This window comes from Stenotrophomonas sp. FSL W7-1447 (assembly GCF_037966425.1).
GTDB classification, from domain to species: Bacteria; Pseudomonadota; Gammaproteobacteria; order Xanthomonadales; family Xanthomonadaceae; genus Stenotrophomonas; species Stenotrophomonas pavanii.
Window position 1 is genome coordinate 4,441,808 of sequence record NZ_CP150199.1, and the last position, 25,246, is coordinate 4,467,053.

At 68.6% G+C, this 25,246-nt stretch carries 21 protein-coding genes; 10 read left to right on the forward strand and 11 right to left on the reverse strand.

Going from position 1 to position 25,246, the window contains the following annotated elements; all coding sequences use genetic code 11:
* Positions 1 to 151: 151 nt before the first annotated feature.
* A complete protein-coding gene (locus NSQ78_RS20630; RefSeq protein ID WP_064239450.1) occupies positions 152 to 1,954 on the forward strand; it encodes an MFS transporter in 1,803 nt (600 codons plus the stop codon).
* A 52-nt stretch (positions 1,955 to 2,006) separates the two neighbouring features.
* Here NSQ78_RS20630 and NSQ78_RS20635 read toward each other — a convergent pair whose 3' ends face one another.
* The 6 genes from NSQ78_RS20635 to NSQ78_RS20660 form a co-directional block, all read right to left on the reverse strand.
* Complete coding sequence (locus NSQ78_RS20635) at positions 2,007 to 2,480, reverse strand: hypothetical protein (RefSeq protein WP_064239451.1); 474 nt, start codon at positions 2,478 to 2,480, stop codon at positions 2,007 to 2,009.
* Positions 2,477 to 3,028: an HdeD family acid-resistance protein gene (locus NSQ78_RS20640; RefSeq protein WP_064239452.1), complete on the reverse strand. Its 552-nt coding sequence runs from the start codon at positions 3,026 to 3,028 to the stop codon at positions 2,477 to 2,479. The genes NSQ78_RS20635 and NSQ78_RS20640 overlap by 4 nt, the downstream gene beginning before the upstream one ends.
* A gap of 58 nt (positions 3,029 to 3,086) precedes the next feature.
* Positions 3,087 to 3,782, reverse strand: a complete 696-nt coding sequence (locus NSQ78_RS20645; RefSeq protein WP_064239453.1) for a ComF family protein — start codon at positions 3,780 to 3,782, stop codon at positions 3,087 to 3,089.
* 92 nt (positions 3,783 to 3,874) lie between these two features.
* Positions 3,875 to 5,215, reverse strand: a complete 1,341-nt coding sequence (locus NSQ78_RS20650) for a chloride channel protein (protein ID WP_339207407.1) — start codon at positions 5,213 to 5,215, stop codon at positions 3,875 to 3,877.
* A 123-nt stretch (positions 5,216 to 5,338) separates the two neighbouring features.
* Entirely contained in the window at positions 5,339 to 5,896 is a 558-nt protein-coding gene (locus NSQ78_RS20655) for an HAD family hydrolase (protein ID WP_197591042.1), read from the reverse strand.
* Positions 5,897 to 6,011: 115 nt separating this feature from the next.
* Positions 6,012 to 6,575, reverse strand: coding sequence for a DUF3658 domain-containing protein (locus NSQ78_RS20660; RefSeq protein ID WP_064239456.1), 564 nt, complete (start codon positions 6,573 to 6,575; stop codon positions 6,012 to 6,014).
* A 162-nt stretch (positions 6,576 to 6,737) separates the two neighbouring features.
* Between NSQ78_RS20660 and bioB the strand changes: the two genes are divergently transcribed.
* The 5 genes from bioB to bioC all read left to right on the forward strand — a co-directional run bounded on the left by bioB (position 6,738) and on the right by bioC (position 11,576).
* Positions 6,738 to 7,781 carry a biotin synthase BioB gene (gene bioB, locus NSQ78_RS20665; RefSeq protein ID WP_064239457.1) on the forward strand — a complete coding sequence of 348 codons (1,044 nt, stop codon included), beginning with the start codon at positions 6,738 to 6,740 and terminating at the stop codon, positions 7,779 to 7,781.
* Positions 7,782 to 7,848: 67 nt separating this feature from the next.
* Positions 7,849 to 9,072, forward strand: coding sequence for an 8-amino-7-oxononanoate synthase (gene bioF / locus NSQ78_RS20670; protein WP_049461379.1), 1,224 nt, complete (start codon positions 7,849 to 7,851; stop codon positions 9,070 to 9,072).
* 18 nt (positions 9,073 to 9,090) lie between these two features.
* The gene (gene bioH / locus NSQ78_RS20675; protein ID WP_053461639.1) at positions 9,091 to 9,870 is read left to right on the forward strand and encodes a pimeloyl-ACP methyl ester esterase BioH; all 780 of its coding nucleotides are present in this window, start codon (positions 9,091 to 9,093) and stop codon (positions 9,868 to 9,870) included.
* A gap of 29 nt (positions 9,871 to 9,899) precedes the next feature.
* Positions 9,900 to 10,679 carry an SDR family oxidoreductase gene (locus tag NSQ78_RS20680; RefSeq protein WP_064239458.1) on the forward strand — a complete coding sequence of 260 codons (780 nt, stop codon included), beginning with the start codon at positions 9,900 to 9,902 and terminating at the stop codon, positions 10,677 to 10,679.
* A gap of 12 nt (positions 10,680 to 10,691) precedes the next feature.
* Complete coding sequence (bioC, locus tag NSQ78_RS20685; protein ID WP_064239459.1) at positions 10,692 to 11,576, forward strand: malonyl-ACP O-methyltransferase BioC; 885 nt, start codon at positions 10,692 to 10,694, stop codon at positions 11,574 to 11,576.
* 794 nt (positions 11,577 to 12,370) lie between these two features.
* Here the strand turns inward: bioC and NSQ78_RS20690 are convergent.
* Positions 12,371 to 13,015, reverse strand: coding sequence for a YdcF family protein (locus tag NSQ78_RS20690; RefSeq protein ID WP_064239703.1), 645 nt, complete (start codon positions 13,013 to 13,015; stop codon positions 12,371 to 12,373).
* Entirely contained in the window at positions 13,000 to 13,962 is a 963-nt protein-coding gene (locus tag NSQ78_RS20695; protein WP_064239460.1) for a pyridoxal-phosphate dependent enzyme, read from the reverse strand. The genes NSQ78_RS20690 and NSQ78_RS20695 overlap by 16 nt, the downstream gene beginning before the upstream one ends.
* Before the next feature lie 160 nt (positions 13,963 to 14,122).
* Between NSQ78_RS20695 and NSQ78_RS20700 the strand changes: the two genes are divergently transcribed.
* Together NSQ78_RS20700 and mnmG are read left to right on the forward strand one after the other, a co-directional pair.
* Positions 14,123 to 14,614, forward strand: coding sequence for a hypothetical protein (locus tag NSQ78_RS20700; RefSeq protein ID WP_064239461.1), 492 nt, complete (start codon positions 14,123 to 14,125; stop codon positions 14,612 to 14,614).
* A gap of 602 nt (positions 14,615 to 15,216) precedes the next feature.
* Positions 15,217 to 17,106 carry a tRNA uridine-5-carboxymethylaminomethyl(34) synthesis enzyme MnmG gene (gene mnmG / locus NSQ78_RS20705; protein WP_064239462.1) on the forward strand — a complete coding sequence of 630 codons (1,890 nt, stop codon included), beginning with the start codon at positions 15,217 to 15,219 and terminating at the stop codon, positions 17,104 to 17,106.
* A 155-nt stretch (positions 17,107 to 17,261) separates the two neighbouring features.
* Here mnmG and smeC read toward each other — a convergent pair whose 3' ends face one another.
* The 3 genes from smeC to smeA are packed head-to-tail and all read right to left on the reverse strand — an operon-like array spanning position 17,262 to position 23,032.
* Positions 17,262 to 18,677, reverse strand: a complete 1,416-nt coding sequence (gene smeC / locus NSQ78_RS20710; protein WP_064239463.1) for a multidrug efflux transporter outer membrane subunit SmeC — start codon at positions 18,675 to 18,677, stop codon at positions 17,262 to 17,264.
* On the reverse strand, positions 18,674 to 21,823 hold the full coding sequence (smeB, locus tag NSQ78_RS20715) for a multidrug efflux RND transporter permease subunit SmeB (RefSeq protein ID WP_064239464.1): 3,150 nt from the start codon (positions 21,821 to 21,823) through the stop codon (positions 18,674 to 18,676). The genes smeC and smeB overlap by 4 nt, the downstream gene beginning before the upstream one ends.
* A 12-nt stretch (positions 21,824 to 21,835) precedes the next feature.
* Entirely contained in the window at positions 21,836 to 23,032 is a 1,197-nt protein-coding gene (gene smeA, locus NSQ78_RS20720; protein WP_064239465.1) for a multidrug efflux RND transporter periplasmic adaptor subunit SmeA, read from the reverse strand.
* Between the two features lie 128 nt (positions 23,033 to 23,160).
* Here smeA and baeS point away from each other — a divergent pair, with 128 nt between their 5' ends.
* Together baeS and NSQ78_RS20730 are read left to right on the forward strand one after the other, a co-directional pair.
* Positions 23,161 to 24,552, forward strand: a complete 1,392-nt coding sequence (baeS, locus tag NSQ78_RS20725) for a sensor histidine kinase efflux regulator BaeS (RefSeq protein ID WP_064239466.1) — start codon at positions 23,161 to 23,163, stop codon at positions 24,550 to 24,552.
* Complete coding sequence (locus NSQ78_RS20730) at positions 24,549 to 25,238, forward strand: response regulator (RefSeq protein WP_057493948.1); 690 nt, start codon at positions 24,549 to 24,551, stop codon at positions 25,236 to 25,238. The genes baeS and NSQ78_RS20730 overlap by 4 nt, the downstream gene beginning before the upstream one ends.
* The last annotated feature ends 8 nt before the right edge of the window (positions 25,239 to 25,246 follow it).

Below are 25,246 nucleotides of genomic sequence, written 5' to 3' on the forward strand. Positions count from 1 at the left end.
GCCGAGCCATGCTCGGCTGCTTTTCGTACCGACATCGATGACGTCCGCGCCGTGCTTCGCGCGGCAAGCCGAGCATGGCCCGGCTTTACATGAAGCGCGCAAGCGAAATGCCCCAGCCACGCACCATCCCCGTTATTCCAGGAATACGCCGATGACCGCAGCCGCCGCCCCTGCCGTACCCGCTTCCCCCACCCCGCGCTGGCCCGTGCGCTACCTGCTCTTCATCGGCGGCCTCGGTGGCCTGCTGTACGGCATCGACATCGGCATCATCGCCGGTGCCCTGCCCTACCTGGAAGCAACGGCCAGCCACGCCTGGCAGCTCAGCAGCCAGCAGCTCGGCTTCGTGGTGGCGGCGGTACTGCTGGGCAGCGTGCTGTCCTCGCTGTTCGCCGGCATGGTCGCCGACCTGATCGGTCGCCGCGGTGCGATGCTGCTGGCCGGCCTGCTGTTCACCGCCTCCATCCCGATCATGGCGCTGGCCTCCGGCTATACGCCGCTGCTGCTGGGCCGCCTGCTTCAAGGCGTCAGCGGTGGCCTGATCGGCGTGGTGGTGCCGCTGTACCTGGCCGAGGTCCTCAGTCCCGAGCGACGTGGCCGGGGTGCGGCAATGTTCCAGCTGCTGCTGACCATTGGCCTGGTGCTGGCCGCACTGATCGGGCTGTACCACGCACATGCGGTGGATGCCGCCGCCGAAGCGGTGCGCTCGCTGCCGCTTGCACAGCAGGCGCAGGAACTGTTCACGGTGAAGGATCATGCCTGGCGCACCATCTTCTGGAGTTGCCTGGCGCCGGGCCTGTTGTTCTGCGCGGGCATTTTCTGGCTGTCCGAATCGCCGCGCTGGCTGGTGCGTCGCGGTCGCATCGACGACGCCCGCCGCAGCCTGCAGCGTGTGCTTCCCAGCGCAGACGTCGAGCCCACGCTGGCCCAGATCCAGGCGCCGGAATCGAGCAGCAGCGACGGCAGGCGCGACCCCCTGCTCAGCCGCCGCTATGTGGTGCCGTTCCTGCTGGCCTGCGTGGTGCTGGCCTGCACCCAGGCCACCGGCATCAACTCAGTGCTGGCCTACGCGGTGAACATCCTCAACCAGGCTGGCCTGTCCGGCTCGGTCGCCAACGGCGCCGACGTGGCAATCAAGCTGCTCAACGCGGTGATGACCGTGGTCGCCCTGCTGCTGGTCGACCGCAAAGGTCGCAAGTTCCTGCTGATGCTCGGCAGCGGCGGCATCTGCGTGGCGCTGCTGGCCGCCGCCACCCTGTTCTTCCAGGCCGAGCACGGCCGTGCTGACGTGCAGCCGCAGCTGCAGGCGGCGGTCAGCGGCGACGGCCTGCAGCTGGTGCTGGACGACGCGCAGTGGCAGCGCCTGGGCAATGGCATCGACAGCCAGGGCCGGCCGATGCAGCTGACCGTGTCGTACGCCTATGGTGACTTCACCAATGTGCGCGCCCTGCGCAGCGACAACCTGACAGATCGCGAGCTGCGCATCGCGCGCGCCGGCACCGTGCAGGCCGACAGCGTGATCGGTGCCTTCTTCCGCAAACTGCATCTGAACCCGTTTGCCGACCCGGCCAGTGCCGCGCAGGCACCGCTGCGCATCGAGCAGGCCCGTATCGGCCCGGTACCGCCGCCGGCCCATGGCTGGGCGGTCGCTGCCTGCATCCTGGTGTTCGTCGCGTTCTTCGCGGTCGGCCCCGGCGTGTGCGTGTGGCTGGCGCTGTCAGAACTGATGCCCAACCGCATCCGCTCCAACGGCATGAGCATCGCCCTGCTGATCAACCAGTTCGTGTCGACCACCATCGCCGCGATCTTCCTGCCGACGGTGGGCCACTACGGCTACGCCAGCATGTTCGTGTTCTGGGCAGCGTGCACCTTCGTGTTCTTCCTGGTGGCCGCGTTCTGGCTGCCGGAGACCAAGGGCAAGTCACTCGAGGAAATCGAAGCACGGTTCGCACGGTAGCGGTCGACCTTGGTCGACCTCCGCGCGTAGCGCGGTGGTGTTGGCGCGCCCGTCACTGACCGGTGATGTGCCTGGCCAGCGCCTGCGCCTCGGCAACGCTCGGCAGCCCGCTCAGCATCATCGATTCCCCGAACGGGCCTTTCACCGTCGCCACCATCAGCACGCGGCCATCCACGCTGATCGCCGCTCGCTGGCCGACCAGTGCTGCCGTGCCATCGTGGATGCGCTGGTGCGCTTCGGGTCGATAGCGGATCTGCAGGCCAGGTTGCTTGTCCTGATCCAGCACGTAGCGCACATCGGCGATGTCGGCGCTGCCGGCAATCGGCGGCTCGCGCAGGGCCAGGGTTTCACCTTGCCAGCGCGCCGGAGTGCCGTTGCCGGCCGCATCGACCGCGCTCAGGCGCACGTCCACACCGGCGCGCGGCGGCTGATCCTTGCCACCGGTCAGCGCGTGCGGAAGGCCGCCCGGCGCGCAACCGCTCAGGGCCAGTGCCATCCCCAGCAACAACGATGGCACCGCCCTCATTTCAGCTTCCGCAGCTTGAACGCCACCAGCACCTGCAGCAGCCCGTACAGCAGGCTGCCAATGCCGATCCACAGCGTGGTCACCGCCACGCCCGCATACGGGTTGGCCGCGAACAGCAGCCCCAGCACCACTGCCAGCACGCCACTGAGGATCAGCAGCCACTCGCCCTGGATCTGCTTGCGCACGCGAACGGCGAAGACGATGCGATAGATGCCGGCCACCAGCAGCCATGCCGCCAGGAACAGTACCAGCACGCTGGCGGTGGCCAGCGGGTTGATCACCGCCAGGATGCCGAAGCCCAGCGAGGCGATGGCATACAGCGCCAGCCAGCCGCGCGAGGCACCGCTGCCGCCGCTGATCAGTGCGAACAGGCTGATGACGCCTTCGATGATGGCCATCACGCCCAGCGTCCAGGCCAATGCCATGGCTGCGGACAGCGGCCAACCGATGGCGATGATGCCGAAGCCGAGCGCGACCAGGCCATACAGCAGCAGGATCCACCAGCTACGGCCAACCGCCGACAACAAGGGAGACAGGGGGGAATTCATGGCCACTCCTTCGATCCGGAATCGGCTTCATCCTAGCCCGTTGCGATGAAGGGAGCGATCACGGCACCCGCGCGCACACCCACACCCGCACCTCTTCGGCGCCCACGCAGCGCAGGGTTTCGGCGATTTCCGTTACCGTGCTGCCGGTGGTCATCACGTCGTCGACCACCGTCAGACGCGTAGGCACCGGACCGTGGACATCGAACGCGTCGAACAGGTTTTCCCTGCGCTGTTCGGCCGTGCGTTCGGACTGCGGCGCTGTGTGCCGCCGCCGGTACAGCCCCTGCCAGACCGGCAACGGCAGCAGCCGGCACAGCTCGGCAGCCTGGTTGTAACCGCGCTGGCGCAGGCGCCGGCGGTGCAGCGGCACCGGCACCAGCGGCGGGCATGACCAGGGCGGTGGTGCGCGCTGCATCAACTGCGCCAGCAGGCGACCAGCCGCCAGGTCCTGATGGAACTTGTAGCGCAGCAGCAGCTGGTCCACCGGCGGCAGGTACAGCAGGCTGGCATGCGTGGCCGTCTGCGGCGGTGCTTCCTCGCGGCAGCTGCCGCAGACGATCAGGGCCGCGTCCGGCAACGGCAGCGCACAACGCAGGCAGGCACGACCGGCCCAGGGCAGTTCGGCAAGGCAGGCGCGGCACAGATCGAGATCATCATGGCCCGGATCGCCGCAGACCAGGCAGCGGAGAGGCAGCAGGATGCCCAGCAGTGCGCGGGAGACACGGGTTGCCGAATGCAGGAGATCAATACGCATCCCCCATGCTTCATCGCGCCCCGCCGTGCGGCCATCGGCGAAGGACCGATGGCAGTGTCGGGGCTGCCCGCAACAGCGGAGGGTGCTGCCGATCAGGAAGGGCGTTCGCCCTGCACAGGCCCGGTTGATGCAACGGCCGACGTCAGCAACACCTCCGCCATCCCTCGGTAGATCGGCACCCGGCATACCAGCCCGGACACGCCACGCGCGATCAGCACCGTGGCCAGGATCGGCAGCAGCAGATCACCACTATCGGTCAGCTCCAGCGAGATCACTGCCGAGGTCAGCGGTGCCTGGGTGACGCCGGTCAGGTAGGCACACATGCCCAGCAGCACGAACGCACGCGGATCCACGCCCGGCATCAGCACCGCCAGGTTGTGGCCCAGTCCCGCACCGACCGCCAACGCCGGCGAGAACAGGCCGCCGGGAATACCGGCCACGTACGATGCGAGGTTGGCCAGCAGCTTCATCGACCCGAACTCGTGGCCGACCATCGCCTGCCCCTGCACCAGGCTGCGCGCCTGCTCGTAGCCGGTACCGAACGCGCCGTCGCCGAAGGTCAACGCCAGCGCCACCACCACCAGGCCGCAGCCTGCCGCCAGCAGCACCGGATGCCGCTGCCGCAGCTGGCCCAGCCAACGCGGGCGGCCCGCCGCACTGGCCAGCACCGCGCGCGCGAAAAGGCCGCCCAGCAACCCGGCCACCACGCCGCACAGCAGGATCGCCAGCCAGCCCTGTCCCAGCGGCAACCGCGCGCTCACATGGCCGAAGTAGGTGTAGTTGCCGAGCAGGCCCAGCGACACCACGCCGCCGACAATCACCGCGGTCAGCAGGGTGCCGGAGAACCGATGCTCGAAACGGCCGCTGAGCTCCTCGATGGCGAAGACGATACCGGCCAGCGGCGTGTTGAACGCTGCGGCAATGCCCGCTGCACCACCCGCCAGCAGGAAGTGCGAGAGCTCGCGTGGATCCTTGAAGCCGAACCAGCGGCCGAACAGGTACATCAGGCTGGCACCCACATGCACGGTCGGGCCCTCGCGGCCAACGGACGCGCCACCGAGCAGCGACAACGACGTCAGCAGCAGCTTGCCGGCTGAGACCGCAGGCGAAAGATTGGTCTTCCGGAAGGGCTCATCGGGCTTGTCCAACGCAGCGATGACCTGCGGAATGCCGCTGCCCCGCGTGGGTTTCAGCACACCGGACGTGAGCCAGGCCAGCAGCGCGAAGATGCCGGGCGTTAACAGCAGGGCCCACCATGGCGAGTGCGCGGTGATGCGCTGGAACAGATGGAAGGCCGCGTCGCTGGCCTTGGCGAACAGGATGGCCACCAGCGCCACGGCCACAGCGCCGCCCCAGAGCGCGGCACGACGGCGCCAGGCTTCGCTGAGAACCAGCGCGGTGATGCGGCCGCGGAGGCGATGGAGATCGGTCATGGGGCACAGTCTGCGCGCCAGCGCTTCCGTTGGGCAGCGGCTATTGTGGCTGCAGGCCTTGCAGGATGCGGTGAAACGCGCAAGTGCGGGTGCTCGCCGATAGCACCTGCCGTGTGCAGATACCTACGCGTGCAGACGCTCTCGCCACCGGCGCTTCTCCACCGCACGCACGTTGGGCTGCTGCCGCAGCCACTCCAGATATCGCTGCAGATGGGCCAGCTCGTCATCAGCCGGATCACCGGTGAACTCACGCACCTCGACCAGATTTCCGTAGTTTCTGGCGTACTTGCCGGGCGTGTCATCGATACCGATCATCTGCTCCAAACGGAAGCCGTGGCGCTTCAGCTTGCCCAGCCGCTTCTGCGAGGTGTAACCGCCGGTTTCCCAATCACGGGCCATGCTGCACCGCGGCGCGGACCACAGGAACGCCAGCGGACGCCCCGGCATCAGCCGGTCCACCAGCGGTTCGGCGTACAGTTGCCCGGACGACGTCCACACACCCACCGTGAAATGGGCAAACGCATAGTCGAGGAATGCCTGCAGATGGGGCCGCAGGTAGACGTGGTAGCCGACGAGGCGGAAATCCGCGGGTCGCTCCAGTTCACGCTCGCTGGCATGCACCAGCGTCTCATCCAGATCGAGTATCAGCAGCTTTCCGCCCTGCATCGTGTCCGGTTCCATGCGCATCCTTCTTTCATTGCCTTAGCTGCCTCCATCTTCTGGATGGACTTCAGCATGTGTCCTTCCAGCAGGTAGATGTAAGCACAGTTCCAACGAGGTCTTGGTTGGCGCAAGCCTACTGCCGGATGCGCACTTCGCAGCAGCCCATCCGCGTGAGGTCGCCCTGCGCCTGCAACACGCCCCGTTCCACCAGCATGCGTACACGCTGTGCATAGAACACATCGGGAATTCCTGATCGGCACTTCGGTTGCAGCGACATGACCATGCCCACAATGTAGGCGATCTTTCGGAACTGCCCGTCGCAGAGGGAGAACAGCTGCTCATCGATCGAGGCGATGTCCTCGTTGGTCAGCGCGGCGATGTTCTGCCGCGCCTGGTCAGTGAGATGGGCATCGTTGTCGGAGCGCTCGTCCGTATCACGCAGGCAGCCATTGATGGCCAACAGGCGAACCAGAACATAGTGGCCGAAAGCCTCGAGCTCCTCTTTCGGCAATGTCGCCGGATCAAGCTGCCCTGCCGGGTAATCCTTGAAGGTCACGAAGACGTGGTTCTTCCAATGCCCTGGCGTGTCGGACTGGCGCAGATCATCCAGCACCACGCGCAGGCCGCCGTCGGGCAGTTCGGCAAGACTGCACAGGACGGCATCACGGCGGGGCGGGTAGGTCTGATAGCTGTCCAAGCGAAACTCGCGAATCCGTATGCAGCAGCAAACGTACACCGCAGAGTGTCGTTTTAGCACCCTATTTACACCGTAAACTACGAAATAGGAAATTTGGTTGACAGGCCGAGGGCGCCCCACCCACACTGCCGCCCTCGCTCCACTCGTACCCAAGGTCCCGCCATGGCTGCTGCCATCCGCCACGACTGGCAACACGACGAACTGCAGGCGCTGTTCGATCTGCCGTTCCCCGAGCTGCTGTTCCGCGCCGCCGCGGTCCATCGCGAGCACTTCGACCCGTCGCAGGTGCAGGTGTCCACCCTGCTGTCGGTGAAGACCGGCGGCTGCCCGGAAGATTGCGCGTACTGCCCGCAGGCACAGCGCTACAGCACCGGGGTGAACGCGCAGAAGCTGATGGACACCGACGCGGTGCTGGCCAAGGCACGCCAGGCCAAGGCCGCTGGCGCATCGCGCTTCTGCATGGGTGCCGCGTGGCGATCGCCGAAGGACCGCGACATCCCGAAGGTGGCGGCGATGATCGCCGGGGTGAAAGCACTGGGCCTGGAGACCTGCGCCACGCTGGGCATGCTCAGTGGCGAACAGGCGCGCGCGTTGAAGGACGCCGGCCTGGACTACTACAACCACAACCTCGACACCGCGCCGGATTACTACGATTCGATCATCCACACGCGCCAGTACCAGGACCGCCTGGACACGCTGGAGCACGTGCGCGATGCCGGCCTGAAGACCTGCTGCGGCGGCATCGTCGGCATGGGCGAGACGCGCGCGCAGCGCGTCGGCCTGCTGCTGGCACTGGCCACGCTGCCGGCGCATCCCGATTCGGTGCCGATCAACAAGCTGGTGCAGGTGGCGGGCACGCCGCTGCATGGCAGTGCCGAACTGGACCCGTTCGAGTTCGTGCGCATGATCGCGGTGGCGCGCATCGCCATGCCGCGTTCGATGGTGCGGCTGTCGGCCGGGCGCGAAGCCATGAGCGACGAACTGCAGGCGCTGTGCTTCGTGGCCGGTGCCAACTCGATCTTCTACGGGGACAAGCTGCTGACCACCGGCAACCCGGAGAGCGAACGCGACCTGGCCCTGTTCGCGCGGCTGGGGCTGCAACCGATGGCGGTGCAGGTGGATGCCGAGGGCCACGACCACGGTGGCACCGTGCACGCCGATATCAGCGCCGAAGCGCCCGCCTGTGGCTGCGCTCACGCGGCCTGAGACGGGCCGCAAGCAGGCGTCGCGGCAACGCGCTACCCTAGCCGCCCCGTCGCTGCATTCAGCCGCCATGGCCCGCCCCGACCTGACCGCCCGCCTCCACGCCCAGCGCGCCCTGCGCGATGCCCAAGGCCGTCGCCGCACGCGGCGCACGGTCAGCCGCCGTGATGGCGTCCGCCTGGAGGTGGACGGCCAGTGGCTGACCGGCTTCTGCAGCAATGATTACCTGGGCCTGGCCCAGCAGTTCAGCGTGGTCAATGCGTTGCAGGATGCAGCGGCGCGCGAAGGCGCCGGTGCCGGCGCCTCGCACCTGGTCTGCGGCCACCACGCCCTGCATGACGCGCTGGAACGCGAAATGGCCGAGTGGCTGGGCTATCCGCGTGCACTGCTGTTCGGCAGTGGCTTCGCCGCCAACCTGGCCGTGCAGCAGGCGCTGCTGAGCGAAGAGAACGACGTCTGCGTGCAGGACAAGCTCAACCACGCCAGCCTGCTCGATGCGACGCGGCTGGCCGGGGCACGCCTGCGCCGCTATCCGCACCTTGATGCCGAAGGCGCGATGCGCCAGCTCAAGCATGCGCCTGACGGTGCGGCGATGCTGGCCACCGACGGTGTCTTCAGCATGGACGGCGACATCGCACCGCTGCGCGCATTGTCGCTGGTGGCGCGCCTGCAGCAGGCGCTGTTCTATGTGGACGATGCGCACGGCGTGGGCGTGGTCGGTGACGGCCGCGGTGCCGTGGCCGCCGCCGGACTGGGCGTGGACGATGTGCCGCTGCAGCTGGTCACGCTGGGCAAGGCACTGGGCGGTTCCGGCGCGCTGGTGCTGGGCCGCGACGACCTGGTCGAACACCTGGCCGAAACCGCACGCCCGTACATCTACACCACTGCGATGCCACCGCCGCTGGCCGCGGCTGCACTGGAAGCGGTGCGCCTGGCGCGCCGTGACAACTGGCGCCGTTCCAAACTGACCGACCTGATCGCGCTGTTCCGCGGCGAAGCGCGCCGCCACGGACTGGACCTGATGGCCTCGGAAACGCCGATCCAGCCGCTGCTGTGTGGTGACGATCATCGCGCCATGGCGATGTCCAGGGCACTGGAACAGGCCGGTTGGCTGGTCGGCGCGATCCGCCCGCCCACCGTGCCCGAAGGCAAGGCACGCCTGCGCGTCACCCTGTCCGCGCTGCACACCCCCGAGCAGGTGCGTGGCCTGGTGGAGGCCATCGCCAGCGCGCGCGACCGCGTGGACCTGGCGATGCGCGACGCCGCGCCGCCGCCATTGCCTGTCTTTGCCTGAGCCTGCTGTCGTTTTCCCATGCATATCGATGTCACCGGCCAGGGGCCGGACCTGGTACTGATCCATGGCTGGGCCCTGCAGGGCGGTGTGTTCGCGCCGCTGGTGCAACGCCTGGCCGACCGGTTCACCCTGCATTGCGTTGATCTGCCGGGCCATGGCCACAGCCGCGAAGACACCACGCCGTTGCGCCTGCCGTTCGTGGTCAACGCCATTGCCGCAGCCACGCCGCCGGCGGTGTGGTGCGGCTGGTCGCTGGGCGGCCTGTTCGCGCTGCACGCCGCCGCGACACTGCCGAAGGTGCGTGGGCTGGCGATGATCGCGGCCACGCCACGCTTCGTGCGTGGCGATGACTGGCCGCATGCGGTGGAGCCGGCGGTGTTCGAGCAGTTCGGGCGCGAGCTGGCCACCGACTTCGGTGGCACCCTGGAACGCTTCCTGGCGCTGGACGTGATGGGCTCGGCGCACGCCCGCGAGGAGCTGCGCACGCTGCGCCAGCGCCTGGTCGAGCGTGGCGCGCCCAGCGAACGCGCCCTGCTGGAAGGCCTGCGCCTGCTGGAGAGCAGCGACCTGCGCGGGGCACTTCCGACGCTGGGCAAACCCAGCCTGTGGATCGCCGGCCAGCGTGACCGGCTGGTGTCGCCGGCGGCGATGCAGGCCGCCGCGGCACTGGCCCCGGGTGCGCAGGCGCTGACCATCGCCCATGGCGGCCATGCGCCGTTCCTCGGCCATGCCGACGAGGTAGCCAGCGCCCTGCAACACTTCGTTGCCGGCCTGTCACCGGTCGATGGCGGACAATGAGTCCCCTCCGAATTCCGCAGGATTGACGCATGAATCTGGGTATCAACGGCCGCTGGGCACTGGTCTGCGGCGCAAGCAAGGGGTTGGGCCTGGGCTGCGCGCGGGCGCTGGTGCGCGAGGGCGTCAACGTGGTGATCGTGGCCCGTGGTGAGGCAGCGCTGCAGGCCGCAGCCGAAGGGCTGCGCGCCCTGCCCGGCGCGGCGGAGATCCGCGCGGTCGCCGCCGACGTCACCACCGAGGCCGGCCGTGCCGCGGCGCTGGCCGCATGCCCTCAGGTGGACATCCTGGTCACCAACGCCGGCGGCCCACCGCCCGGCGACTTCCGCAGCTTCGAGCGCGATGACTGGATCGCCGCACTGGACGCCAACATGCTGGCACCGATCGCGCTGATCCGCGCCACCGTCGACGCGATGATCGCGCGCGGCTTCGGCCGTATCGTCAACATCACCTCGTCGGCAGTGAAAGCGCCGATCGACATCCTGGCGTTGTCCAACGGCGCGCGCAGCGGCCTGACCGGCTTCGTCGCCGGTCTGTCGCGCCGTACCGTCGCGCACAACGTCACGATCAACAACCTGCTGCCCGGCCAGTTCGACACCGACCGCCTGCGCGCCAACTTCGCCCACAGTGCGGGCAAGGACGGCAATGCTGCGGAAGTGGCCGAACGCCGCCGCCAGCAGATCCCCGCCGGCCGCTTCGGCACGGCGGACGAATTCGGCGCCGCCTGCGCCTTCCTGTGCAGTGCGCAGGCCGGTTACCTCACCGGGCAGAACCTGCTGATCGACGGCGGCGCCTACCCCGGTACGTTCTAAGAGACTCTCGCAATGCCGTCCCATTTCGATGCCCGCCATGTCCGCCGCGCGTTCGCCCGCGCTGCCAACAGCTACGACGCCGCCGCCGCTCTGCAGCGCGAGGTGCAGGCTCGGCTGGTGGAATCGCTGGACTACCTGGAGGCGCGCAAGCCCGAGGTCGTGCTGGACATTGGTGCGGGCACCGGCCACGCCAGCGCGCTGATGAAGAAGCGCTGGCCGAAGGCGCAGGTCATCGCGCTGGACGTCGCATTGCCGATGCTGGACCAGGCCAAGCGCCAGGCCGGGTGGTGGAAGCCGTTCCAGCGCCTGTGCGGCGATGCCGCCGCGCTGCCGCTGGCCGACAACAGCGTCGACGTGATCTTCAGCAACCTGTGCCTGCAGTGGGTGGACGACCTGCCGGCGGTATTCGCCGGATTCCGTCGCGTGCTCAAGCCCGGGGGCCTGCTGTTGTGCTCCACCTTCGGCCCGGACACGCTGGTCGAGCTCAACGAAGCCTTTGCGGCCGCCGATGACCGTCCGCACGTGAGCCGCTTCGCGCAGATCGCCCAGTTCGGCGATGCGCTGATGATGGCCGGCTTCCGCGACCCGGTGCTGGACCGCGACCTGTTCACCCTGACCTATGACGACCTGCCCTCGCTAATGCGCGAGCTGCGCGCGATGGGCGCGACCAACGCACGGGTGGACCGCCGCCATACGCTGACCGGGCGTGGCCGTTTCGCCGCAGCGGCAGCGGCGTATGAACCGATGCGCCGCGCCGACGGCAAGCTGCCCAGCAGCTGGGAAGTGATCTATGCCCACGCCTGGGCACCGGACCCCGGCGCGCCGATCCGCGAAGGCGGGCATGAAGTCGCCTCGGTGCCGGTGTCGGCGATTCCGATCCGGCGCAAGCAGACCTGATCGCCCGGTCGTGCCGGCCGCTGGCCTACACCTCATGATTCCCCGGTGGGCATCTGCTAGGCCAGCGGCGGCACTACCACATGCCACGCCGTACGCAGGGTTGGCACCCACCAGACCCGCGCCGTGTCGGCGGCTGATCGCCCGGTAGTGCGCCGGCCGCTGGCCTACAACCTCACGATTCCCCGGTGGGCATCTGCGCTACCAGCGGCACTACCACATGCCACGCCGTACGCAGGGTTGGCACCCACCAGACCCGCGCCGTGTCGGCGGCTGATCGCCCGGTAGTGCCGCTGGGCCTACACCTCATGATTCCCCGGTGGACCTCTGTAGAGGCGGCGCTACACTACCCCGTGCCACGCCGTACGCAGGGTTGGCACTCACCAGATCCGCGCCGTGTCGGCGGCTGATCGCCCGGTAGTGTAGGCCGCTGGCCTACACCTCATGATTCCCTGGTGGACCTCTGTAGAGTAGGCATGGCCTACACTACCCCGTGCCACGCCGTGCGCAGGGTTGGCACGCACCAGACCCGCGCCGTGTCGGCGGCTGATCGCCCGGTCGTGTAGGCCGCTGGCCTACAACCTCATGATTCCCCGGTGGACCTCTGCCGGCGTACGGCCGCACTACCCCGTGCCACGCCGTGCGCAGGGTTGGCACGCACCAGACCCGCGCCGTGTCGGCGGCTGATCGCCCGGTAGTGTAGGCCGCTGGTAAGGCACCTCATGATTCCCTGGTGGGCCTCTGTAGGCCAGCGGCCGCACTACCGCATGACACCCGTCCAGAACAGGTTTCCGCGCTCAGGTATTGGCCGGCGAGCTCAGCGGCGGGCGCACCAGGTCGCGGTGGAAGAAATAGATCTCCTGCACCAGGAAGCGCCAGCTGGTGTGGAAACTGCGGAAGCGCGTGCTGGGCGTGGACGAGGCCAGCGCGTCGATGCCCAGCGCCCTGCTCAACCGCAACGCGCGTGCCATGTGCAGCGGATCGCTGACGATGATCACCCGGTGCAGGTCGCGCTGGTCCATCAGTCGTTTGGCTTCCACCAGGTTCTGCACGGTGTTGCGCGAGGCGGTCTCGATCAGGATCGCATCGTCCGGCACGCCATGCCTGAGCGCGTAGCGCCGCGCCACCTGCGACTCGGAAAAGCGCGCGCCGGTGCCACCATAGCCGCCGGTGAAGATCAGCAGCGGCGCGTAGCGGGCTTCGTACAGGTCCAGGCCGTGGCGGATGCGCTCCTCGAATACCGGTGACGGCTTGGCGTCATAGGCCGCCGCACCCAGCACGATGATGGCGTCGGCCTTGGCCGCCTGGTCGCGCTCGCCGACCCAGACGATCCAGGCGGTCACGCCCAGCAGCCAGATCACCAGCACCACGAACAGCCGCCACAGCCAACCCAGCAGGCCGGTGCGGGGGCGGTGCCGGTCGCGGCTCATGCCGCCCCCCAGCGCAGTGCGGGCAGGTCGACGTTGCCGCCGGACAGCACCAGGCCCACGCGCAGGCCCGCGAACCGCTGTGGTTGTGCCAGCACGGCGGCCAGCACGGTGGCCGAGGACGGCTCGACCACCTGCTTGAGCACGTCCCACAGCAGGCGCATCGCGGCCATCGTCGCCGCGTCATCGACCACGATCACCTCGGCGTTGGCGTTGCGCAGCAGTTCGAAGTTGGGCGCGCCGACCAGGGTACGCAGGCCATCGCAGATCGTGTCCGGGGTGAACGCGGCCTGGCGCTCGCCTGCGGCCAGCGAGCGCGCGGTGTCGTCGGCACCGGCCGGTTCGGCCAGCACCAGCCGGGTCTGGGGACTGGCCAGCTGCAGGGCCAGCGCGGTACCGCTGGCCAGGCCGCCCCCTCCGACCGGGACCACCAGCACGTCGAACGGACCGTCGCTGTGCAGCAGCTCCAGGGCCGCGGTGCCCTGCCCGGCCATCACCGCCGGGTCGGTGTACGGGTGGACCAGTGACGCGCCGGTATCGGCCTGCACTCTGGCGCAGGTGGCCTCACGGTCGGCGATGGTCGGCGGGCAGCGCCAGAGCGTGGCGCCATGGCGGGCAATGTTGGCCAGCTTGGCCGCGACCGCGCCTTCCGGCACCACCACGTGGCACGGAATGCCGCGGGTGCGCGCCGCCAGCGCCAGCGCGGCGCCGTGGTTGCCGGACGAATGGGTAACCACGCCGGCACTGGCGCGATCGGCATCCAGCGACCACACCGCGTTGCAGGCGCCGCGGAACTTGAATGCGCCGCCGCGCTGCAGGTGCTCGGCCTTGAAGGCCAGCTGCGCGCCGGCCAGCGCATCGAGCGTGCGCGAGCGCAGCACCGGGGTCACGCTGGCGTGCGGCGCGATCCGCGCAGCGGCAGCCAGGACATCGTCGGCACGGGGCAACAGTGAATCGCTCATGACGCAAGATTAACGTATGCCCCCGCGCTGGCGACCCCGGCACAGGTCATGCCAGCATGAGGGCCTTCGCCTCCATTCATCCTGGCCAGTGAAGTTAAGGGCAGATTCAATGCCTGCGCACGAAGCTGGCAGCACAACCCGTCCTCTGGGGGGACCCACCATGAAAACGCGCCTGATGCTTGCCGGTGGCCTGCTGCTGGCCCTGACCGGCTGCACCACCTACGACTATGTCGGCGGTGGCCGCAGCGGCGGCTACTACCACGGTGCGCCGTCGGTGGAGTACCGCTACCCGGCCGGTTATCCCTACAACTACGGCTACCCCTACTACGGCGGTTATGGCGGCTACTACGGCGGCTATGGCAACCCGTACTACTCGCGCCCGATCTACCGCCCGCCGCACAACCACCGTCCGCCACCGCGCCCACCCGGCAACAGTGGCGAGAACCGTCCGCCGCCGCCGCCGCGGCCGTCGAACAACGGTGGTTCGCCGTGGCGGAACATGGACTCGATGCGTCGCCCGCCGCAGTCGAACATCCAGCCGTCGGCGCCGCCACCGCCGGCCCGTCCGGCCCCGGCGCCGAGCGCGCCGAGGATGAACGGTTCCCCGTGGCGCAACATGGATCGTGGGACGCAGCGCACAGTTGAGCGCTGAACCGTCTTGCATTTCACCCGGTCCAGGTTGCACTCTACGGAACCGGTGACGGCCCGCGTCACAAAGTGACAAAAACGACACGGGCCGCCGCAAAAAGCTCTACGTCGATATCCGACAGGAACATCTGGATCCCCCCTGTTCCGGCCCTGTCGGATGTCGGCACCTCTGAAGACAGACGGCCCCGCACTGCGGGGCCGTTTGTTTCTGGGGCACGTTGTTCTGGTGCCGCCACCACGGCATCCACGCATGGCGTGGATCCACCCAAGGCCCGTCATCAGTAGATCCACGCCATGCGTGGATGGAGCTCTCCGGACAGCCTCCAGAAAAAACAGGGCCGGACAGTCCCCCGACTGCCGGCCCCCTGCTTCCCCACCGTGCGCCTGTACCGGCCCCTGTTCCAATTCCGGTCACGGGCGCCTGCGGCGCCAGCCACGGTGGGTGCTATTGGGTTATCTGCAAAAATCCTGCCAACTTTAGCGCTGATTTCGGCGCCGGCCGGCCGACGCCCACGTCCGGGCCCCGAATGGCGCTAAAATCGCCACCCCTGCGCCGGCCCCGGCCGCGCCCGCCCCAGCCGCGCCCGCCCCAGCTGAACAGCCCCCATGAACCCGTCCTTCCATCGTTACGACGTCATTGTCATTGGCGGTGGCCACGCCGGCACCGAAGCCGCGCTGGCCGCGGCCCGTACCGGCGTGCGCACCCTGCTGCTGACCCACAACATCGAAACGGTGGGCGCGATGAGCTGCAACCCGGCCATCGGCGGTATCGGCAAGGGCCATCTGGTCAAGGAAATCGACGCCCTGGGTGGTGCGATGGCGCATGCCGCCGACCGTGCCGGCATCCAGTGGCGCACCCTCAACGCCTCCAAGGGCCCGGCCGTGCGCGCCACCCGCTGCCAGGCCGACCGCAACCTGTACCGCATGGCGATCCGCGCCATCGTTGAAGGCCAGGCCAACCTGACCGTGTTCCAGGCTGCCGTCGATGACCTGGTCATCGAAGGCGACGCCGTGCGCGGGGTCATCACCCAGACCGGCCTGCGCTTCGATGCCGAGGCCGTGGTGCTGACCGCTGGCACCTTCCTGGCCGGCAAGATCCACGTCGGCCCGACCCAGTACGCCGCCGGCCGCATGGGCGACCCGCCGGCCACTACGCTGGCGGCGCGCCTGCGCGAGCGTCCGTTCCAGGTCGACCGCCTGAAGACCGGCACGCCACCGCGCATCGACGGCCGTTCGCTGGACTACAGCGTGATGGACGAGCAGCCCGGCGATTCGCCGCGCCCGGTGATGTCCTTCCTCGGCTCGGTGGACGAGCATCCGCAGCAGGTCAGCTGCTGGATCACCCACACCACCGAACGGACCCACCAGATCATCCGCGACGCGCTGCACCGCTCGCCACTGTACAGCGGCCAGATCGAAGGCATCGGTCCGCGCTACTGCCCGTCCATCGAGGACAAGGTGGTGCGCTTCGCCGAGAAGGCCAGCCACCAGATCTTCGTCGAACCCGAAGGCCTGGGCATCGTCGAGATCTACCCCAACGGCATCTCCACCTCGCTGCCGTTCGACGTGCAGCTGGAGATGGTGCGCAGCATCCGCGGCTTCGAGAACGCACACATCACCCGCCCAGGCTACGCGATCGAGTACGACTTCTTCGATCCGCGCGGGCTGAAGGCCTCGCTGGAAACCAAGCTGGTCAACGGCCTGTTCTTCGCCGGCCAGATCAACGGCACCACCGGCTACGAAGAGGCTGCTGCACAGGGCCTGCTGGCCGGTCTCAACGCTGCGCGCCAGGTGCGCGGGCTGGACGGCTGGTGCCCGCGCCGCGACGAGGCGTACCTGGGCGTGCTGGTGGATGACCTGATCACCCACGGCACCAACGAGCCGTACCGCATGTTCACCAGCCGCGCCGAGTACCGCCTGCAGCTGCGTGAGGATAATGCCGACCAGCGCCTGACCCCGGCCGGCCGCGAAATGGGCCTGGTGGATGATCACCGCTGGAGCGCGTTCGAGACCAAGCAGGCCGCCGTCGCCGCCGAGCGCGCGCGCCTGGGCGCGCTGTGGGCAACCCCGGCCAATGCACTGGGCCGCGAGGTACAGGACACGCTGGGCGTTGCGGTCAGCCGCGAAACCAACGTGCTGGACCTGATCAAGCGCCCCGAACTGGATTACGCGCAGCTGATGCAGGTGCCGTCACTGGGCCCGGCGGTGGCCGACGCCAAGGTGGCCGAGCAGGTGGAGATCGGCGTGAAGTACGCCGGCTACCTGGACCGCCAGCGCGAGGAGATCGAGCGCCAGCAGCGGCATGAAGCCACGCCGATCGCCGAAGGCTTCGACTACGCCACGGTGCGCGGGCTGTCGGCCGAAGCGCTGCAGAAACTGGAGCGCGTGCGCCCGCAGACCATCGGCCAGGCGCAGCGCATCCCGGGCATGACCCCGGCGGCGATCTCGCTGCTGCTGGTGCACCTGGAGCGTGCCCGCCGCGGCCGCGTGGCGTAAGCGGTCGCACCTGCTTCTGGTGGGTGCCGACCAAGGTCGGCACCTACCAAGGCCTCCCGCCCCGGTAGATCCACGCCATGCGTGGATGAAGGCCTTTATGCCGACCCAGGTCGGTACCCACCGGAGCGGAAGACACACCCACATTGGCGGGCGCGTTACCGTGCGTCCGCGCCACCGCCCAGCACCTTGAACAGCGTCACCCGGTTTGCCGCTTCCTGCTGCTGCAGCGCGATCAGGTCCTGCTGCGCGGCAAACAGGCTGCGCTGCGCATCCAATGCCTGCAGATAGCCGTCCAGCCCGGTGCGGTAGCGCGCCTCGGCCAGCGTGTAGCTGCGCTGGCTGGCGGCGACCAGTGCCCGTTGTGCCTCCATCTGCGCGCCCAGGTGATCGCGCGAGGCCAGGGCATCGGCCACTTCAGTGAAGGCCTGCTGGATCGCCTTCTGGTACTGCGCGATGCCGATGTCCCTGCCGATCTTCGAGGCATCCAACGATGCCTTCAGCGCGCCGGCATGGAAGATCGGTGCGGTGATGCCGGGCGCGAACGACCAGCCGCGGGTACCGGCCGAGAACAGCGTCGACAACGCGGTGGAACTGTGGCCGTAATTGGCGGTCAGCGTCAGCGTCGGGAAGAACGCGGCGCGCGCGGCGCCGATATCGGCGTTGGCCGCCTGCAACGCGTGCTCGGCCGACAGCACGTCCGGGCGCTGCAGCAGCACGCTTGAGGGCAGGTTGGCAGGCAGCGGTGCCAGCGCCACGCTGCCGTCCAGTGCCTGCGCGCCGGGCAGCAGTGCCGCCTCCAGCGGCGCGCCCACCAGCAACTGCAGCGCATCACGATCCTGCGCCTGCTGGGCCTGCAGCCTGGCCAGCGCTCCGCGCGCGGCGTCCACGCTGGTCTGCACCTGCGACAGGTCCAGGCCGGAGGCCAGGCCCTGGGCATGGCGGGCTTCGGTGCGCTGCAGGGTCTGCTGCTGGCTGTCCAGGGTCTGCCGGGTGAACGCCAGTGACTGTTCGTCGGCCGCCAGCGCCAGCCAGGCCGTGGCCACTTCAGCCACCAGGCTGGTGCGCGCGGCACGCTGGTTCTCGGCGCTGGCCAGCCAGTTTTGCAGGGCCTCGTCCTTCAGGCTGCGGATGCGCCCGAACAGATCCAGCTCCCAACTGCTGATCCCCACCTGCACGGCATCGGATTCGGTCACCTGGGTAGCGCCGGTTTCGCTGTTGGCATCACTCACCCGCGCACGGGTGACGCTGCCGCTGGCGTCCACCGACGGCAGCAGCGCAGCGCGCTGGATGCGGTACTGCGCGCGTTCCTTCTCCACCTGCAGCACCGCCACGCGCAGGTCGCGGTTGTTCTGCAGCGCCAGCGCGATGACCTGCTGCAGGCGCGGTTCCAGGAACACGTCGCGCCAGGCCGGCATCGCCAGTACCGGTTCGGCCGCGCCGGTAGCGGCATTGCCGAACTGCGCCGGCACCGGTGCCTCGGGACGCTGGTAGTGCGGGGCCATGCTCACGCAGCCGCTCAGCACGGTGGTCATCGTTGCGGCCGCCAGGGCGCGCAGCAGCATCGGCTTCATGGGCTTGCCTCCGGGACAGTGGCGTCGGCCGGCGCGCGGCCCGGGAACAGGCGGCGCACCAGCAGGTAGAACAACGGCACGAAGAACATGCCCAGCACCATCGAGGCGACCGTACCGCCGGCCACGCCCGTGCCCAGCGACCGGCGCGCGGCCGAACCGGCGCCGGTGGCGAACACCAGCGGCAACACGCCCATCAGGAACGCCAGCGAGGTCATCACGATCGGCCGCAGCCGCAGGTAGACCGCCTGCAGGATTGCGTCGCGGGTGTTCCTGCCCTGCTGTTCGAGGATGCGCGCGAACTCGACGATCAGGATGCCGTTCTTCGCTGCCAGGCCAATCGTGGTCAGCAGGCCGACCTGGAAGTACACGTCGTTGTTGAGGCCACGCAGGTTCATCATCAGCACGGCGCCGAACACGCCCACCGGCACCGCCAGCATCACCGCGAACGGCACCGCCCAACTTTCATACAGCGCGGCCAGGCACAGGAACACGAACAGCAGCGAGATGGCGTACAGCATCGGCGCCTGGTTGCCCGACAGCTGTTCCTGGTAGGCCATGTCCGACCAGGCATGGCTGAAGCCTTCCGGCAGCGTGTCGGCCAGGCGCGCGATCTCGGCCATCGCCTCGCCGGAACTGACGCCCGGTGCCGGCTGGCCGGTGATCTCCATCGCCGAGACGCCGTTGTAGCGTTGCAATGCGGCCGGGGCGCTGGTCCAGTGCGCGCTGACCAGCGACGACAGCGGCACCATCTGCCCAGCCTGGTTGCGCACGCTCCAGCGCTCGATGTCCTGCGGCTGCATGCGGGCTTCGGCCGTGCCCTGGATGAACACCTTCTTGATGCGGCCCTTGTAGATGAAGTTGTTGACGAAGTCGCCACCCAGCGCTGCGTTCAAGGTGTCGTTGATGTCCTGCGGATTCACGCCCATCGCCTGCGCCTTGGCGTCGTCCACCTTCACCGCATACACCGGCGCGTCTTCCAGGCTGGCGTAGCGCACGTTGACCAGCTTCGGGTCGCTGGCGGCCTTCTTCAGCAGTGTGTTGCGCGCGGCCACGGCGGCGGCATGGCCGGCACCGCCTTCGTCCTGCAGTTCCAGGGTGAAACCGCCGGCATCGCCCAGGCCGAGGATCGCCGGTGGCGAGGTGATGAACACCTGCGCATCGGGCACGCTGGCCATGGCCCGGGTGAGTCGTGCGGCGATGGTATCGGCGTCATCCTTGCGGTCGTCCCAGTCCTTCAGGCGGATGAACGCCTGGCCCACGTTCTGGCCGCTGCCGGTCACACTGAAACCTGCGGTGGCCTGGATCGACAGCACGCTGTCGTCCTTCACTGCCGCCGCACTGAGGCGGTCCATCACGGCACGCGTCTGCTCCAGGGTGGACCCGGCCGGCAGCTTCACCAGCGCGTTGAGCATGCCCTGGTCTTCATCGGGCAGGAAGGCGCCCGGCAGGTGCCACAGCAGCAGGCCGGTGGCCACGCTCAGCACCAGGTAGAACAGGACGCCCAGCGTGCGCCGGCCGAGGAAGCGGTCGACGCGATGGCGCAGGCCGTTGGAGGTGCGCTCGAAGCGATGGTTGAACCAGATGAAGAACTTGCCCAGCAGGCTGGGCTCGCCAGCGGGGTCGCCATGCGGATGGCCGCCCTTGGGAATCGGGTGCAGGATGCTGCCGCACAGCGCCGGGGTGATGGTCATCGCCACCAGCACCGACAGGATCATCGCGGCGGCGATCGTCACCGAGAACTGGCGATAGATCACGCCGGTGACACCGCTGAAGAACGCCATCGGCAGGAACACCGCGGTCAGCACCAGCACGATGCCGACCAGCGCGCCGGTGATCTGGCCCATCGCCTTCAGCGTGGCTGGCTTGGGTGCCAGCCCTTCGAAGGTCATCACCCGCTCCACGTTCTCCACCACCACGATGGCGTCGTCCACCAGCAGGCCGATGGCCAGCACCAGCGCGAACATGGTCAGGGTATTGATCGAATAGCCGAAGGCGGCCAGCACGCCGAAGGTTCCCAGCAGCACCACCGGCACTGCGATGGTCGGGATCAGCGTGGCCCGCCAGTTCTGCAGGAACAGGTACATCACCAGCACGACCAGCGCGATCGCCTCGATCAGGGTGATCACCACTTCCTTCAGCGAGATGGTCACGAACGGCGTGGTGGTGAATGCCACGTGGTAGGTGTAGCCGTGCGGCCAGTACTTCTGCAGCTGCTGCAGCCGTGCCTCGACGGCCTTGGACACGGCGATGGCGTTGGCACCGGCATTGAGCTCGATGCCCAGCGAGGCCGACGGCTTGCCGTTGAACGTGCTGATGCTGTCGTAGCTCTCAGGGCCCAGCCCGATCGTCGCCACGTCGCCCAGGTGCACCACGCTGCCGTTGGCATCGGCCTTGAGCACTACCTGCGCGAACTGCTCGGGGGTGTGCAGGCGGCTGCGCGCGGTCACGGTTGCGTCCAGCTGCTGGCCCTTCAGTGCCGGCTGGCCGCCCAGCTCACCGGCCGATACGTCGGTGTTCTGCGCCTGCAGGGCGGTCTCGATGTCCGACGGCATCAGTGCGTACTGGCGCATCTTTTCCGGGTCCAGCCAGATGCGCATGGCGTATTCCTGGCCGATCGGCTGGATGTTGCCGACGCCGCTGACGCGGCTGATCTGGTCATCGATGCGCGCCTCCATGAAGTTGGCGACATCGAAGTTGTCCATGCTGCCGTCTTCGCTGGTGAACGACAGCACCTCGAAGATCGAGCCACTGGACTTGGTGATGGTCAGGCCGTTCTGCTGCACCGCCTGCGGCAGCGTGGCCATCGCGGCCTGCAGCTGGTTCTGCACCTGCACCTGCGCGGTGTCCGGGTTGGTGCCGGTGGCGAAGACCAGGTTGACCTGCGCCGAGCCATCGGAAGCACTGGTCGAGGTCATGTACATCAGGTGGTCCAGGCTCTGCTGGGACTGCTCGATGACCTGGGTGACCGCGTTTTCCACGGTCTGCGACGAGGCGCCGGTGTAGGTGGCGCGGATGGTGATGGTGGGCGGGGCGATCTGCGGGTAGCGGTCCACCGGCAGGATCAGGATCGCGAGCAGGCCGAGCAGGCTGACCGCGATGGCGATCACCCAGGCGAAGATCGGCCGGTCGATGAAGAAACGAACCATGCGCGGCAGGCCTCAGTGCGACTTTTCGTCGGTGTTGCCGTTCGGGTCGACCGCCGGCATTGCAGCCAGCTGCGCCGTGGTGGCGGCCACCGGCTTCACCTGCTGGCCCAGCGATACCGCACTGCCGTTGCTGACGATCACCCGCTCGCCGGCCTTCAGGCCCTGGGTGATCTGCCACTGGTTGCCCACCACCTGGCCGGTGCTGACCCGGCGCTCGACCACGTGGTCCCTGGCATCGAGCAGGCGCAGCAGCGGCTCGCCGCGCTCATTGCGCAGCACCGCCTTCTGCGGCACCAGCAAAGCGCGCGCATCGGTGGCCATCGGCAGCACCGCCTTCAGGTACATGCCCGGCAGCAGCAGGCCCTCCGGGTTCGGAATGACCGCGCGCAGCACCACGTTGCCGGTGCCCGGATCGACCGCGCTGCCGACGAACTCCAGCGTGCCTTCATGGGCATAGCTGCTGCCGTCCTCCAGCAGCACCTTCACCTGGGCCTTGCCGTCGATGGCCTTCACCAGGCCGGCATCGAGCTGCTTGCGCAGCGCCAGCATCTGCGTGCTGGACTGGGTCACGTCCAGATAGACCGGGTCCAACCGTTGAATGGTCGCCAGCGCGGCATCCTGGCCGGCGGCAACCAGCGCGCCGGCGGTGACGCTGGAGGTACCGATGCGGCCGTCGATCGGTGCGGTCACCCGGGTGTAGTCGAGGTTGATGCGGGCGGCCTGCAGTGCAGCGCGCGCAGCAATCACGTTGGCCTGTGCCTGCTTCAGCGCCGAGGTGGCATCGTCGGCATCCTGCTTGCTGGCCGCATCCATGCCCAGCAGCGCGCGGGTGCGCTCGGCCTTGGGCTGCGCCGACAGCACGCTGGCCTCGGCCTGCGCCAGTTGGCCGCGGGCGGTATCGAACGCAGCCTGGTACGGCGCCGGATCGATCTGGTACAGCAGCTGGCCGGCCTTGACCTGCTGGCCTTCGGTGAACAGCCGCTGGCGGACCAGTCCGCCGACCTGCGGCCGCACCTCGGACACCTCGAACGGCACCGCACGGCCGGGCAGGGTCTGCTGCAGTGACAGCGGCTGCGCGCGGGCGGTGATGACGCCCACTTCGGGAGCAGCCGGAGGTTCGGTCCGGCCCGCCGAGCAGGCCGCCAGGGCCAGCAGCAGGGGCAACATCAGCGGACGGGGGGAGCGGGACAGCGGGCGCAGGAATGACATGGGGGGGCGTGGGGGCTTGCGTTGACCCGTGCACGCTGCCGTGAAAGTGTGCAGAGAATATGGAGATTGTGCGACCGGCTCAGCGGGCGCTTGCTTTCGGCGCCGCATGCGCCGCTAATGGCCCGGCGATGGCGAAGATACGACTCAAATTCGGCCTGACCGCGAAGACCTTCCTCGCAATCTTCACCGCCTGCCTGCTGGTGCTGGCAGTGAACGGTATTGCCAGCCGCGTGGCATTCCAGACCGGCTTCCTGGACTACCTCAACGACCAGGGCGATCTGCGCATGCAGCGCGTGATGCCACACCTGCAGCGCGAGTACCGCACGCACGGCGGCTGGGAGCATCTGCGCGGTGACAGTGACCGCTGGGCGCGGCTGCTGCGCCCGGATCTGGCCCATGGGCACGAGGGGCCCGTGCCGCCGCTGTCCGACCAGACCGGCGTTCCCTCCCGCCTGGGCCTGTTCGATGCACAGCATCGGTTCGTGGCCGGCAACCCGGACGCGACCAGCGACGACGAGCCGCACGCCGTGCAGGTCGATGGGCACACGGTCGGCTGGCTGGGCATGGTGCCGTTCCAGACCGTGATCGCCACCAATGACCTGAATTTCTACAACACCCAGATGCGTGCGTGGTGGGTGATCGGCATCGCGCTGCTGCTGGTGACGGTGCTGCTGGCCTGGCTGGTATCGCGCGCGCTCCGGCAACGCCTGGCCAAGCTGGCCGCAGCCACCCATCGGCTCGCTGCCGGCGACTACGCCACCCGCATCGAGCGCACCAGCGATGACGAGCTGGACGCCCTGGTCAACGACTTCAACCGGATGGCGCAGGCGCTGGATGATACCGAACGCAACCGCCGCGCCTTCATCGCCGATATCTCGCACGAACTGCGCACGCCGCTGGCGGTGGTGCGTGCCGAACTGGAAGCCATCGAGGACGGCATCCGCCCGCTGGACCGCGCCAACCTCGGTGCCCTGCAGGGCGAGATCCGCCAGCTGGGCAAGCTGATCGACGACCTGCACGACCTGTCGATGACCCAGTCCGGCGGCCTGGCTTACCGTTTTGCCCCACTGGACGTGGCGGCGCTGCTGCGCAGCGAGCTCAATGGCATGCGCGTGCGCTTCTCCACAGCGGGGCTGGCGCTGGAGGAGGATCTGCCGGCCGCGCCGCTGCAGGTCTCCGGCGACGAGCGGCGGCTGCAGCAGGTGCTGGCCAACCTGCTGGAAAACGCGCTGCGCTATACCCATGCCGGCGGCCGCGTGCGCGTGCAGGCTGCGCGCGCTCCCGCCGGCGTGCAGCTGATCGTGGAAGACACCGCGCCGGGCGTACCGGCCGACAAGTGCGCGCTGCTGTTCGAGCGCTTCTACCGCGTGGAGAGTTCGCGCAACCGCGCCAGCGGCGGCAGCGGGCTGGGCCTGGCCATCAGCCACAACATCATCCTCGCCCACCACGGTCATATCCACGCCGAGCCCTCGCCGCTGGGCGGGCTGCGCGTGGTCGTCACCCTGCCGGAGTCCGCATGAGTCTGTCCCCCGCCGCGTCCGCGAAGATCCTGATCGTCGAGGATGAGCCACGCCTGGCCTCGGTGCTGCGCGACTACCTGGCGGCCGCCGGCATGACCAGCGAATGGGTGGACGATGGCGGCCAGGTGATCGACGCATTCGCGCGCTACCAACCCGATCTGGTGCTGCTGGACCTGATGCTGCCGCAGCGTGATGGCGTGGACCTGTGCCGCGAACTGCGCGCCAGCAGCGATGTGCCGGTGATCATGGTCACTGCGCGGGTGGAAGAGATCGACCGCCTGCTGGGCCTGGACATCGGCGCCGACGATTACATCTGCAAGCCCTTCAGCCCGCGCGAAGTGGTGGCGCGGGTGGTGGCGGTGCTGCGCCGCTACCGTCCGGACCCGGCTGCACGCGCCAACAGCGGGCTGCACATCGACGAACCGGCGGCGCGCGCCACCTGGAACGGCAGGGGCCTGGACCTGACGCCGGTGGAGTACCGCCTGCTGCGCACCCTGTTGGCTACGCCAGGCCGGATCTGGGCGCGCGATGAACTGCTCGACCGCCTGTACCTGGACCATCGCGTGGTGGTCGACCGTACCGTCGACAGCCATGTACGCAACCTGCGCCGCAAGCTGGCCGACGCTGGCATGGAAGGTGAACCGATCCGCTCGGTGTACGGGATGGGTTACAGCTACGAACCCTAGCCGGTAGT